This is a genomic window from Paraburkholderia sp. BL10I2N1, assembly GCF_004361815.1.
GTDB lineage: Bacteria > Pseudomonadota > Gammaproteobacteria > Burkholderiales > Burkholderiaceae > Paraburkholderia.
In genome coordinates, this window is record NZ_SNWA01000002.1 from 3,068,981 (window position 1) to 3,081,737 (window position 12,757).

10 protein-coding genes are annotated in these 12,757 nt (G+C 62.1%); 5 read left to right on the top strand and 5 right to left on the bottom strand.

All coding sequences use genetic code 11. The features are described 5' to 3' along the window. The first annotated feature begins 68 nt into the window (after nucleotides 1–68). The 4 genes from B0G77_RS36220 to B0G77_RS36235 all read left to right on the top strand — a co-directional run bounded on the left by B0G77_RS36220 (nucleotide 69) and on the right by B0G77_RS36235 (nucleotide 6,405). Nucleotides 69–1,289, top strand: a complete 1,221-nt coding sequence (locus tag B0G77_RS36220) for an extracellular solute-binding protein (protein WP_133667026.1) — start codon at nucleotides 69–71, stop codon at nucleotides 1,287–1,289. An 88-nt stretch (nucleotides 1,290–1,377) separates the two neighbouring features. Then, on the top strand, nucleotides 1,378–2,313 hold the full coding sequence (locus tag B0G77_RS36225) for a sugar ABC transporter permease (RefSeq protein ID WP_133666557.1): 936 nt from the start codon (nucleotides 1,378–1,380) through the stop codon (nucleotides 2,311–2,313). An 11-nt stretch (nucleotides 2,314–2,324) separates the two neighbouring features. Further along, nucleotides 2,325–3,176 carry a carbohydrate ABC transporter permease gene (locus B0G77_RS36230; protein ID WP_133666558.1) on the top strand — a complete coding sequence of 284 codons (852 nt, stop codon included), beginning with the start codon at nucleotides 2,325–2,327 and terminating at the stop codon, nucleotides 3,174–3,176. A 154-nt stretch (nucleotides 3,177–3,330) separates the two neighbouring features. After that, complete coding sequence (locus B0G77_RS36235) at nucleotides 3,331–6,405, top strand: transglycosylase domain-containing protein (RefSeq protein ID WP_133666559.1); 3,075 nt, start codon at nucleotides 3,331–3,333, stop codon at nucleotides 6,403–6,405. Here the strand turns inward: B0G77_RS36235 and B0G77_RS36240 are convergent. From B0G77_RS36240 to B0G77_RS36260, 5 genes are all read right to left on the bottom strand, one after another. Then, nucleotides 6,399–7,619 carry an ROK family transcriptional regulator gene (locus B0G77_RS36240; protein ID WP_133666560.1) on the bottom strand — a complete coding sequence of 407 codons (1,221 nt, stop codon included), beginning with the start codon at nucleotides 7,617–7,619 and terminating at the stop codon, nucleotides 6,399–6,401. The genes B0G77_RS36235 and B0G77_RS36240 overlap by 7 nt on opposite strands. A gap of 28 nt (nucleotides 7,620–7,647) precedes the next feature. Next, nucleotides 7,648–8,445 carry an ATP-binding cassette domain-containing protein gene (locus B0G77_RS36245; protein WP_133666561.1) on the bottom strand — a complete coding sequence of 266 codons (798 nt, stop codon included), beginning with the start codon at nucleotides 8,443–8,445 and terminating at the stop codon, nucleotides 7,648–7,650. Nucleotides 8,446–8,465: 20 nt separating this feature from the next. Then, the gene (locus B0G77_RS36250) at nucleotides 8,466–9,443 is read right to left on the bottom strand and encodes an ABC transporter permease (RefSeq protein ID WP_133666562.1); all 978 of its coding nucleotides are present in this window, start codon (nucleotides 9,441–9,443) and stop codon (nucleotides 8,466–8,468) included. Between the two features lie 102 nt (nucleotides 9,444–9,545). Further along, entirely contained in the window at nucleotides 9,546–10,550 is a 1,005-nt protein-coding gene (locus B0G77_RS36255) for a sugar ABC transporter substrate-binding protein (protein WP_133666563.1), read from the bottom strand. A gap of 136 nt (nucleotides 10,551–10,686) precedes the next feature. After that, entirely contained in the window at nucleotides 10,687–10,962 is a 276-nt protein-coding gene (locus B0G77_RS36260; RefSeq protein ID WP_133666564.1) for a hypothetical protein, read from the bottom strand. A 145-nt stretch (nucleotides 10,963–11,107) separates the two neighbouring features. On the opposite strand from B0G77_RS36260, the gene B0G77_RS36265 reads away from it, so the two are divergent. Then, the gene (locus B0G77_RS36265) at nucleotides 11,108–12,757 is read left to right on the top strand and encodes an FAD-dependent oxidoreductase (protein WP_133666565.1); all 1,650 of its coding nucleotides are present in this window, start codon (nucleotides 11,108–11,110) and stop codon (nucleotides 12,755–12,757) included.

Below are 12,757 nucleotides of genomic sequence, written 5' to 3' on the forward strand. Positions count from 1 at the left end.
ATTCCATCACCCATCAGGAGACAGGCATGACAAGCACGAAAAGTGCGGTACGCAAAGGGCTGATCGGCATGCTGCTCGCAGCCGCGGGGCTAACGATGATTGCCGGCAACATTGCCCACGCGGGCACGCTCGCCGTCAACATCGCGTTCAAGGGCGCGAGCCAGCGGGCCGTCTGGCAATCTGCCATCGACGACTTCAAGAAGGCGCATCCGGATATCGACGTGAAGGTGTCGTTCGTCGATGAAGAGGCGTACAAGGTGCAGTTGCCCGGCTGGCTGTCGACGGTCGCACCGGACGTCGTGAACTGGCACGACGGCGAACGCATGGCGTACTACGCGCGACGTGGTCTGCTCGAGGACCTGACGAACGACTGGAACAGGAACAACTGGAACAGCATGTACGCGTCGACGAAGGAAGCGTCGTCGTATAACGGCAAGCAGTACGCGGCGCCGACCGTGTACTACGCGTGGGGCATGTTCTATCGCAAGGACCTGTTTGAAAAGGCGGGCATCACCAGCGAACCGAAGACGTGGGACGAGTTTCTTGAAGCATCGAAAAAGCTCAAGGCCGCTGGCATTACGCCCGTTGCCGTGGCAGGGCGCGACGCATGGACGCTCGCGGGCTGGTTCGATTACCTCGACCTGCGCATCAACGGCAATGCGTTCCATCAGAAGCTGATGGCGGGTGAAGTACCGTACACCGATCCGCGGGTGAAGAAGGTCTACACGACGTGGAAGCAGTTGATCGACGACAAGGTCTTCATCGACAACTCGCTGTCATACGATCTCGATGCGGCACAGCCGTTCCTGTTCCAGGGCAAGGCCGCGATGATGCTGATGGGCACGTTCATCACCGGTGGATTTCCGGCGGACGTGAAGCCGAAAATGGGCTTCTTCCAGTTCCCGATCATCGACCCGAAGGTTCCGACCGCTGAAGATGGCCCGGTCGAATCGCTGCATATTCCGTCGAAAGCGAAGAACAAGGCCGACGCCCACACGTTCCTCGCGTTCATGGAAACGCCCGAGATCAGCGCGAAACTTGCGCAGGGACTCGGTTCGCTGCCCGCGAACAGCAAGTCGCCGGAACCGGACGATCCGATTTCAAAGATCGGCTTCCAGATCCTGTCGAACACGAAGGGTGGCATCGCGCAGTTCTATGATCGTGATATGACCAAGGAAATGGCTGACGAAGGCATGAAGGGCATGCAGCAGTTCATGTCCGACCCGACGAAGATCGACGAAATCCTCGCTCAGCTCGAAACGACGCGCAAGCGGATCTACAAGAAGTAATCGCAGCACAGAACGATACCGGTACACGTGTGCCGTTTCACGCGTGCCGGTATCGCTGGCAATCGAAGAGGCCGTAGAGGTAATCGTCATGAAAACTGTCTCGACCCGGAGCGTGGAGGTGAACGTGCCGCAGGCGGTCACGCCGCGCCGCGCGAAGCCGAGGCGCGCGTCGCCCAGTGCCAGGCAGCAGCGCCGTGCGGCCTTTCTGTTCCTTGCGCCCGCGTGCATCATGGTCGCGATCTACGTCGTATATCCGATTCTGTCGTCGCTCGCACTCAGCCTCTACAACTGGGATGGCATGACGGACAAGGTGTTCATCGGTCTTGGCAACTACATCGAACTGCTGCATGCGCCGACCTTCTATACGGCGTTGAAGAACAACGTGCTGTGGCTGGTGTTCTTCATGCTCGCGCCGCCGATGGGCCTTGCGATTGCGCTGTACCTGAATCAGGCGGTGCGCGGCATCCGCTTCGTGAAGTCGCTCTTCTTCGCGCCGTTTGTGCTGTCCGGCGTGGTGGTGGGGCTGATCTTCAGCTGGTTTTACGATCCGACCTTTGGCTTGCTGAAAGTCATCCTTGGGCACGGTGTCCCGGTTCTTGGCGATCCGCGCTACGTGACGTTCGGCATCATCTTCGCGGCGCTGTGGCCGCAAACCGCTTACTGCATGATCCTGTATCTGACCGGGCTGACGACCCTCAGTTCGGAGCAGCTCGAAGCTGCACGGATGGAAGGCGCCAAAGGCTGGGCCATGCTGTGGCACGTCGTGCTGCCGCAATTGCGGCCCACCACCTTCATGGCGATCGTCGTGACCGTGATCGGTGCGCTGCGCAGCTTCGACCTGATCGCCGTGATGAGCGGCGGCGGCCCCTTCGAAAGCTCGACGGTGCTTGCGTATTACATGTACGACCAGGCGATCAAGTATTACCGCCTCGGCTATTCGGCCGCGATCGCCGTGGTGCTGTTTGCGATCGTGCTGGTTTATATCGGCTTCCAGTTGCGCCGCATGGTGCGCGAAGAGCAGTAAGGAGAGACGCCATGTACCCGCTTCCCGTCGAGAAATGGAAACCGGCCAACCGTGCGCTGTACAAGATGTCGCTGCCGGTCGCGCTGTTGATCTGGCTGCTGCCGATGATCGCCGTGCTCGTGACTTCCGTGCGCTCGACCGACGAGCTATCGAGAGGCAATTACTGGGGCTGGCCCGAGCACATCTCGCTGATCGCCAACTATCGCGAAGCGCTCACGACGTCGCCCATGCTTCACTACTTCTGGAACAGTTGCCTGATCACGATTCCATCGGTAATCGGTTCGATCACGCTGGCCGCGATGGCCGGCTTCGCGCTGGCGATCTATCGTTTTCGCGGCAACATGCTGCTGTTCGGCACGTTCGTGGCCGGCAATTTCGTGCCGATCCAGATCCTGATGATTCCGGTTCGCGATCTGTCGCTGCGGATGGGCCTGTTCAATACGCTCGGCGCGCTGATCCTGTTTCACGTTTCGTTCCAGACCGGCTTCTGCGCGCTGTTCCTGCGCAACTTCATCAAGCAGTTGCCATTCGAGCTCGTCGAGGCGGCGCGCATCGAGGGCGCGAGCGAATGGACCGTGTTTTTCCGCATCGTGCTGCCGCTGATCCGCCCGGCGCTCGCGGCGCTCGGGATTCTCGTCTTTACCTTTGTCTGGAACGATTATTTCTGGGCACTGTGCCTGACGCAGGGCGACGACGCCGCGCCCATCACCGTCGGCGTCGCGGCGCTCAAGGGCCAATGGACGACGGCGTGGAACCTGGTTTCCGCCGGTTCGATACTGGCGGCGCTGCCGTCGGTGGCGATGTTCTTCGCGATGCAGCGGCAGTTCGTCGCCGGGCTCACTTTTGGGGCAACCAAAGGCTAGATCCGGCCGCCCGAAGGCGTTTGCCGCGGGCCGGCCAGCCGTATGTTGCGCGGCGCACACTCTCGGGTAAGTCCGGACCGAGCACTTTTTCCATGAAGTATTAGACTAATGGGAGGTGCTTTTGCGGCCAGGCCCTTGCCATGGAGAAGCCGTCATGAATCGGCCGGTGGTTCGGATTCCGCTTCGCTTGACCGGTGCACGTTCGGTCTGGAAGTGGATTAAATGGCTGCTTATAGCAGCTTTCCTTGTCGTTCTTGTCATTGGGGCGCGCTTCGCGCAGATCGAAATCGAGACGTCGCGCCTTCAGGCGCGCTACCTGTCCGAATTGACGCGCGATATTGCCTTTACCGCCGCCGACGGTCCCAGCAACAGCATCCGTTTTCCGTCCGGCGGGCCGTATGACGAGCGGCTAGGCTACGCGTGGCTGCCTTCCTTCGAACAGCGTCTGACTGAGCGCGGCTTTGCTGTCGCGACCCAGGCGCGCGATTCCGAAAAGATGCTTTCGCTCGCCGACGAGGGCCTCTTCCTTCCCTACGAAGAAAAGGATCAGGCGGGGCTCAGGCTCTTCGACGCCAGCGGCACGCCTCTTTTCGGTGCAAGCTACCCCGCCCGGATTTACACGGAGTTCGACGAGATTCCGCCGCTCGTGGTCGACTCGCTGCTTTTCATCGAAGACCGCAATCTGCTCAACGCCGACCAGCCGAACCGCAATCCGGCGCTCGACTGGGGCCGGTTCAGCCGGGCGCTGGTCGATCAGGGCGTACGGGTTTTCGACCGCCATCAGCAAACGCCCGGCGGCAGCACGCTGGCGACCCAGATCGAGAAATTCCGCCATTCGCCGGACGGCAAGACCGGCACGCCGATGGAAAAACTGCGGCAGATCGCTTCCGCCTCGGTGAGGGCCTATCTCGACGGGCCGCAGACGCTGCCCGCGCGACGGCAGATCGTCGTGCATTATCTGAATTCGGTGCCGCTGTCCGCAAAGGCGGGCGTCGGTGAAATCAATGGCATCGGCGACGGACTCGCCGCGTGGTATGGCCGCGATTTCGACGAGGTCAATCGCATCCTGAGGGCACCCGTCACCGAGGACACGCTCGGCGAGCAGGCGCTTGCGTTTCGCGAGGTGCTGTCGCTGATGATCGCGCAGCGTGCGCCGTCGTACTTTCTTCGCAGCGGTAATGCGGAACTCGGCAGGTTGACGGACAGTTATCTGCGCTTGCTGGCGGGCGGCGGCATTATTTCCGCCTCGCTGCGGGATGCGGCACTCGCGGCGTCCCTTCAACTGGACCGCACACGTGTCATTCATCCGCCGATGTCCTACGTCTCCCGCAAGGCCGTCATGTCGTTGCGGGCGCAACTGCTGTCGGCGCTGGGTGTGCGCAACTTCTACGATCTCGACCGGCTCGATGTCACGGTACGCGCGACCCTCGACGATGCGGTACAGCAGGTCGTGAGCGCCCGGCTCGCGAGCGCCGGCACGCGCGACGGGGCGAGCGCCGCCGGTCTGTATGGCTTCGAGATGCTGCGCACGCACGACGATCCTTCGAAAATTGCGTACAGCTTCACGCTGTTCGAGCGGCGTGGTACCGAAAACGTGCTGCGCGTGCAGACGGATAGCCTCAACCAGCCTTTCGACGTCAATCAGGGCGCGCGTCTTAACCTCGGCTCGACAGCGAAGTTGCGTACGGTCATCACTTACCTGCAGATCATGACGCAACTGCATGAGCGCTATGCGTCGTTAAGCGCGGCCCAGTTGCGCGCGGTCAAGCCCGAAAGGCAGGACGCGTTGACGCGCTGGGCTGTCGATTATCTGGCGCACACGTCAGACCGTTCACTGCAGTCGATGCTGGCTGCCGCAATCGAACGGAAATACTCGGCGAATCCTGGCGAGACGTTCTTTACGGGTGGCGGGGCACAGACCTTCAACAATTTCGAATCGAGCGACAACAGCCAGATCCTGACGGTGCATCGCGCCTTCCAGCATTCGGTGAATCTGGTGTTCGTCAGGTTGATGCGCGACATCGTGCACTACGAGACTCTCCAGGTGGCAGGACCGACGTCGCAATGGCTGGACGATCCGGCTTCGCGGCATGTCTACCTGACGCGTTTCGCCGATCAGGAAAGCCAGGTGTACATGAAGCGTTTCTACACGAAGTATCAGGGCAAGACGCCGGATGATGCGCTCGCGCTGCTTCTTCGCAATGTCCGCAAATCGCCGCCGAAGATCGCGACCGTCTTGCGCAGCGTGGCGCCTGACGAGCCGCAGGCGTGGTTTGACGTGCAGATGCGGGCCGCACTGAAGAAGACGCCTGCCGCGTCTCTATCGGATGACGATCTTGCGAAGCTCTACGCCAAGTACGGTATCGACCGTTTCAATCTGAACGACCGCGGCTACATATCGAGTGTGCATCCGCTGGAACTGTGGACGCTCAACTATCTGCGCAGTCATCCAGCGGCGAAGCTCGATGAGCTGCTCGACGCGAGCCGCCCGGCGCGTACGGATGCCTATTCGTGGCTCTTCAAGACCCGCTATCACGCCACGCAGGACCGGCGCATCAGGCGGATGGTGGAGCTGCAGGCGTATGCGGTGATAGGGCGGTCATGGCGTGAGCTGGGTTACCCGTTCGCTACGCTGACCCCTTCCTATGCGACTGCAATCGGTGCATCGGGCGACCGGCCCGCCGCACTTGCGCAGTTGATCGGCCTGATCGCGAACGGCGGAAACAAGGTCCCGACGCACAGCATTGCGGAACTCGAGTTTGCAAAGGGCACGCCCTACGAAACACGCTTCACCCACGCGTCGATTGCGCCGCAGACGACCTTGCCGCCAGAAGTGGTCGATATCGTGCACGGTCTGCTGCGCGACGTCGTAACCGGTGGAACCGCAAAGCGCCTGGCGCAGGGCATGACATTCCCGAACGGGCGCACGCTCGAGGTGTACGGCAAGACTGGCACCGGGGATCAGCGCTTTAACGTATTCGCCCGCGGCGCGCGGCTGATCGAGTCGCGCAAGGTCAACCGGAGCGCGACCTTCGTGTTCGTGATCGGCGATCGTTTCTATGGCTCCCTGACCGCGTGGGTTCACGAGCCTTACGCGGCGCGCTATGACTTTACGAGCGCTCTGGCGGTGCAGTTGCTGAAGTCGCTGGCACCCGCGTTGCAACCGTTGCTTGCGTTGCCGTCGGACAAGGGCGAGGCGGCAAAAGTGACTGTGCGCACGGATCAATAATCGACGTCTGCGGCAGGCTTCAGAAACAGTTCATGCATCGGCGCGAAATGCGCATACAGCGGCAGGATGGCGCCGCCCATCGCGCGCGCGTCGGCGCCGATTGCGCCTTCCAGCAGCTGTGGCCGCGCCATGCCCTCCCATTCGAAGCGATCGAGTACGCGCTCCGTGCGACGGATGATTTCGCGCACCAGCTGCCGGTCGAACTCGCCGTCGATCACCACCGCTTCGAGATCGAGTAATGCCGCTGCGTTGGTCAATGCCGATGCGATGGCCGGGCAGGCCGTGTCGAGCCACTGTTCCGTCAAACGCCATAGATCCGGAGATAAGGCGCGATGATCGTGCGCGGCCGCAGGCGGTGCGCCGGCATCCGTGAACAGCTTTTCGAGCACGAAGCCCGAGGCCGCATGCAGCAACTGCCGTGCGGGCTTCGAGCCATCGCGGGCAAGCGGGATCGATCCCACTGCGCCCGCATTGCCATGCGGACCGCCGTGCAACCGTCCGTCGATCACGAGGCCGCCGCCAATGAACGTGCCGACAAAGAGGTAGAGAAAATTGTGGATGCCGCGCCCCTGGCCCATCACCAGTTCAGCGGCGCAGGCGGCCATCGTGTCCTTGGCGAACTCGACGGGCAGCCCGGTCAATGTCTCGATGCGCGAACGGATGTCGATATCGTTCCATGCGTTGAGCGCGTCGGGCGGTGCGCCCAGAAAATCACGCCAGCCTCCGAGCCATAAAGGCGCGGCCACGCCGACACCGACGACTTTCTTGGCGCGCGCGCCGAGCGCTTCGTTCGTGCGCGCGAGCCTGCTTTCCAGCGCCGGAAACAGCGTGACGGGATCGGGATACGCGTACTCGAATACATCGCGGCTGCACACCTGGCCGGTAAAATCCATCGCCAGCACGTCGAGACTGCGGCGCCCGACCTTGATGCCGATCGTGAACGCGCCATCGGGACGCAACGCGATCGGCACCGAAGGCTGGCCGATTCGCCCCCGCACGCGCGGCTGTTTCGCGAGCAGACCGTCATCGATCAGGCGCTCGACGATCATCGAGACGGTTTGCATCGACAGCCGCGTGAGCCTCGCGACGTCGGCTTTCGGCAATGGACCATGCAGCCGGATCGCCTGCAGGACGATCCGTTCGTTGAACTGCCGCATGCCGACCTGATTCGATCCGACCGTGCGTTTGAGCGGCGAGCGGCTACCGGTATCCATCGTCAAAGGCCGGTGAGGGGGCGGTGCATCATGCGATTGCCTTCACGTCCGCTTCCTTCGCGCCGGTCATGATCGCCACGGCCTCGGACATGTGGATGTCCGCGCGGTTGACAAGCGCGGCGCGCCGGCCAAGCCGCTGGATGTGGATGCGATCGGCGACTTCGAAGACGTGCGGCATGTTGTGGCTGATCAGGATCACGGGCAAGCCGCGATCGCGAACGCGCCGGATCAGTTCGAGCACCATGTTGCCTTCCTTCACGCCGAGCGCCGCAGTGGGTTCGTCGAGAATCACGACGTGCCGCGCGAACGCCGCGCTGCGCGCAACGGCGACACCCTGACGCTGTCCGCCTGACAGCGTTTCGACGGCCTGCCGCATCGAACGGATGCCGATCTGCAGGCCCTTCATGTGCGCGGTCGCTTCTTCCAGCATGCGGCGTTTGTCGATCATCTTGAGGATCGAGCCGCGCCAGCCAGGCTTGACCAGTTCGCGGGCGAGAAACAGGTTTTCCGCGATGCTCATCGCTGGAGCAACAGCGAGTTCCTGATACACGGTTTCGATGCCCTGTTCGCGTGCATCGAGCGGACTGCGGAATTTCACTGCTTGACCGTCGAGCAGGATCTCGCCTTCGTCGGGCACGGTTGCGCCCGAAAGCGCCTTGATCAGCGAAGATTTGCCGGCGCCGTTATCGCCGATGACGGCAAGAATCTCGCCGGGCAGCACTTCGAAATCGCAACCGTCGAGTGCGGTGACATGGCCATAACGCTTGATGAGTCCGCGTGCCTGCAGAACCGGCGTGGCATTGGAGGCGGTGTGAGTAGTCGACATGACAGATTCCCTCGTTCGCGTTAGCGGCGATGTGACAGTTTGTCGGCGGCGACGGCGAGAATCACCAGCATGCCGGTAATCAGCACCTGATACACCGAGGACACCCCAATCAGTGTGAGGCCATTACGGAACACGCCGACGATCAGCGCGCCCAGCAGCGTCCCCACGATCGACCCACGCCCGCCGAAAAGACTCGTGCCGCCGAGCACGACCGCGGTAATGCTGTCGAGGTTTTCGGTTTGCCCCGCCTGCGGATCGCCCACGCCGGTACGCGATACCGACAGCAGCGCGGCAATCCCGTAGATCGCGCCGGCCAGTGTGTACACGGTGAGCAGGATCTTTTGCGACGACAGGCCCATCAGCCGTGCCGCTTCGGCGTTATTGCCGAGTGCGTAGAGGTGTCGTCCAGGCACCGTATCGCGCAGCACGAACCAGGTCAGCAGATACATCAGCAACGTGAGCACGGTGCCGTAGGTTACCTCGGCCGGCCCGATGCTGAACGTGTTGCCGAAGAACATCATGGCGTCCGGCAGGTTCGACACGCTCTCGGCGTTCGAATAGATCTGCGTGAGCGCAAACGCGATGTTCAGCGTACCCAGTGTCACGATGAACGCGGGCAGCTTAATGCGCGTGATGAGCACGCCATTGAGGAGGCCAAACGCCGTGCTGGCCGCGACGCCGCAGAGAATCGCAAGGACTGGCGGCACGCCGAGCACGACGGCGAACTTGGTCATCACGATCGAGCCGAACGCCATCAACATCCCGCACGACAGATCGATGCCGCCGGTGAGAACGATCAAGGTCTGACCGATCGCGATGACGGCGACGACCATCGTTTGTTGCAGGATCAACGAAAGATTCTGGAACGAAAGAAAGCGGCTGCTCTGCGAAATGAAGAATGCGCACGCAAGCAGGAGCGCGAGCAGGGGGCCGATTTCAGCGAGAGAAGGCAGGCGATCGCCAAGGCGGCGAGCGCTGGTAGCCGACGGAGTGGACATGATCTGATTCCTCGATGCAACAGCGTGGCAGGTGACCCACGCAAACAAATCCGCTAACGAATCCTGTCAGGGCCCGCGGGCGCGGGCCCTGTTGGAGCGGTGTTACTTGTTACCCCAGCAATTGTCGAGACCGAACTTCGAGTCCTTGCTGTCGACACCCGACATGGGTTTGTCGGAGATCAGCGTGACGCCGGTGTCGTGATAGCCCGTCGCCTTCTTGCCGCTCCTGGCGTAGTCGACGCCAGCGGCGACGCCGAGCGACGCCATCTTCAGCGGATACTGCTGTGAGGTTGCCGCGATGGCGCCAGCCTTCACATTGCGCACGCCTTCACAGCCACCGTCGATCGAAACGATCATCACGCTCTTGTCCTTGCCTGCTGCCTTCAGCGCGCGATAAGCGCCTGCCGCGGCCGGCTCGTTGATCGTATAGACGACGTTGATATCGGGCGACTTCTGCAGGCAGTTTTCCATCGCCGTCTGGCCCTTCGCCTGGTCGCCGCGCGTATCCTGGCTGCAGACGATGGACGCATCGCCTTCCTTCACGCCGAAGCCCTGCAGGAAGCCGTTATGCCGGAGCACGCCGACCGATACGCCAGGCGCCAGGTCGAGCGTGGCGATCTTCGCGGGCTTGCCTGCCATCGCCGCCTTCGCGTATTCGCCGATGAGCACGCCGGCCTTGAAATTGTCGGTGGCGAAGAGGGCGTCGGTGGCGTCCTGCGGGTCGGTTGGTGTGTCGAGGGCAATCACGAGTGCGCCGGCCGCACGCGCCTTCTTGATGCTCGGCACGATGGCCTTCGTGTCGCTAGGGGTGATCAGGATCGCCTTGGCGCCGGCCGTCAGCATGTTTTCGATCGCGGTGACCTGGCTCGCGTTATCGCCGTCGAACTTGCCGGCCGCACTGATCAGCTTCACGCCGTCCTTTTGCGCTTCGGCATCGGCGCCCTGTTTCATCTTGACGAAGAACGGGTTGGTGTCGGTCTTCGTGATGAGGCCAATGACAGGCTGATCGGCGGCGTGCGAAGCACCCGCACACCACACGACCGTGGCGGCCACGCACATCGATACGATTCGTCTTGCGACAGGTTGCCTGCTTGAATTCAGATTCATGGGGGACGCTCCTCCGGGTTGTTGACAGCGACGTTTCGAACTGACGGTCGACTCAATGACAGCGGGCGCTGATGACGCCTCTCAATATCGCGCCCGGTGAATACGGCTGCTGGAAACCGGGGCGCCCGTGACTAAATCACTTTGTTTTATTTAGTACACCAGCCAAGCCGAGGCGTGTCAAGAAAGGAGAAATGCTGCGGTGCGCAACGAAGTTGCCGTCGGAGAGGCTGGAACGCCCGCCACGTAAGGCGTCGAGCGATGTCGTGCGGCGTTTGCCGGAGCCCGTCTGGTTGGGGTAAATCAGGATGACCGGAGGACGAATAACAGTGACTCGCCAGCCGGAATCCGGCGTCAGGGTCTTCCTTGCATCGCCCGCCAGGTACTTTCCCTGGCAGGTTTTCGAAGCACCCATCGTTCGCCATTGCCGACCCTCGAAGCATTGCCCTCGGGTCCCTCGCTCCCTACTCTTCGTTACAGAGAACGAGACCGTTTGAGCCGAAGCCATCCATAGCGAGTCCGCGCACCGGTCAGGTCGATACGCAAACCAGGAGACGTCCATGAGTGTGATGACACGCGAGACTGCCGCGCCGCAAGGCGCCGGGAAGTTCGATGAGCAGTTCGACATCGTGGTGGTGGGCGCGGGAGCCGCTGGCCTCGCCTGCGCATTGTTCGCAGCGTGGCAGGACAACAAGGTCCTGCTGCTAGAGAAGGCGCCCGAGCTGGGCGGGACGGCGAAGAAGGCCGCGTTCTGGTACTGGGTGCCGAACAACCGGCCGATGCGTGAACAGGGTATCGAAGACCGGAAGGAGGATTGTCTGCGCTACATGGCTCGTCTATCGAGGCCGGAGACATACAGCCCGGAACTGCCGCGCTTCGGTATGACGCAGTGGGAGTTCGATATGTGCGAGGCGATCTACGACAACGCGTCGCTTGCTGCCGAGTTGCTCGCGGACAAGGGCGCGCTCGAATACCGCCACTGCCCGGATGTGCCGGACTACTGGGCCGAGTTGCCGGAGGACAAAGCGCCGAAAGGCCGCGTGCTGTTGCCCAAAGGCGCTTGCGAATCGATGTCCGATGGCGGCGCGGTGGCGGTGCGTTCAATGACCGAAGCTGCGCGCCGGGCGGGCGTCGATATCCGTACGAGTTGTCCGGTGAAGCGCCTCGTGACTGACGAGACGAGCGCTGTAACAGGCGTCGAAGTGGATGATGCGCAACGTGGCGCGATGATCGTCAAGGCGCGCAAGGCGGTCATCTTCGGCACAGGCGGGTTTACGCACAACAAGACGATGCGCAAGAACTTCCTGAGCGCGCCCGTCTTCGGCGGATGTGCCGCGCGCACCAACGAAGGGGACTTCGTCCGTATTGGCACGGCGGTCGGCGCCGAGTTGCGCAACATGAACTATTCGTGGATGTGTCCGATCGTCCTCGAAAAGGCGCTTAACGACGATCCGGGCCTGATCGGGACGTTCTCGCCATCGGGCGATTCGATGATCTATGTGAACCGGCATGGCGAGCGCGTCACCAACGAAAAGCTCGCCTACAACGAATCCGCGCAGGCCTTCTTTAAGTGGGACCCCGCGAAGTCGGAGTATCCGAACCTCGTCCTCGCGGCGATCTGGGATGCGCGCAGTCAGCAGCACTCTGCAAGCACCGAGTACGGACGCTTCATCGTGCCCGAAGGCGTCAACGATGCGCATGTGATCAAGGCCGACACACTCACCGAACTCGCACGGAAGATCCGTGAGCGTGTGGCGAAGCTCGCACCGCAGATCGGCAATCTGACCTTCGAGGACGACTTCGACGCCAATCTTCCGGCAACTGTCGAGCGCTTCAACGGGTTTGCGCGGAGTGGCAAGGACCTTGATTTCGCGCGTGGCGAGCGGCCTGTCGAACTGCTGTTCAATGGTGCGACGGCACCCGGGCCAGCGTGTCCCAATCCGACGATGTATCCGCTCAGCGAGAGCGGTCCCTTCTATGCAACGCTCCTGACGGGCGGCAACCTCGATACGAAGGGTGGCCCAGTCACGAATCCAGAAGGGCAGGTGCTCGACCATACGGGGCAGGCCATTCCGGGCTTATACGGCGTCGGAAACTGTGTTGCATCGGCGTCGGCGCGCGCTTACTGGGCGGGCGGTGCGACACTCGGGCCGATCCTCGCCTTCTCGTATCTTGCGGCGCGCAGCGCACACAGACAGACCCCGCGTTGA

What these genes read in the sequence shown, in the direction of transcription:
- B0G77_RS36235 (WP_133666559.1), top strand. Translation starts at nt 3,331, where the DNA reads ATGAATCGGCCGGTGGTTCGGATTCCGCTTCGCTTGACCGGTGCACGT.
- B0G77_RS36245 (WP_133666561.1), bottom strand. Translation starts at nt 8,445, where the DNA reads ATGTCGACTACTCACACCGCCTCCAATGCCACGCCGGTTCTGCAGGCA.
- B0G77_RS36260 (WP_133666564.1), bottom strand. Translation starts at nt 10,962, where the DNA reads ATGGGTGCTTCGAAAACCTGCCAGGGAAAGTACCTGGCGGGCGATGCA.
- B0G77_RS36240 (WP_133666560.1), bottom strand. Translation starts at nt 7,619, where the DNA reads ATGGATACCGGTAGCCGCTCGCCGCTCAAACGCACGGTCGGATCGAAT.
- B0G77_RS36265 (WP_133666565.1), top strand. Translation starts at nt 11,108, where the DNA reads ATGAGTGTGATGACACGCGAGACTGCCGCGCCGCAAGGCGCCGGGAAG.
- B0G77_RS36255 (WP_133666563.1), bottom strand. Translation starts at nt 10,550, where the DNA reads ATGAATCTGAATTCAAGCAGGCAACCTGTCGCAAGACGAATCGTATCG.
- B0G77_RS36225 (WP_133666557.1), top strand. Translation starts at nt 1,378, where the DNA reads ATGAAAACTGTCTCGACCCGGAGCGTGGAGGTGAACGTGCCGCAGGCG.
- B0G77_RS36230 (WP_133666558.1), top strand. Translation starts at nt 2,325, where the DNA reads ATGTACCCGCTTCCCGTCGAGAAATGGAAACCGGCCAACCGTGCGCTG.
- B0G77_RS36220 (WP_133667026.1), top strand. Translation starts at nt 69, where the DNA reads ATGCTGCTCGCAGCCGCGGGGCTAACGATGATTGCCGGCAACATTGCC.
- B0G77_RS36250 (WP_133666562.1), bottom strand. Translation starts at nt 9,443, where the DNA reads ATGTCCACTCCGTCGGCTACCAGCGCTCGCCGCCTTGGCGATCGCCTG.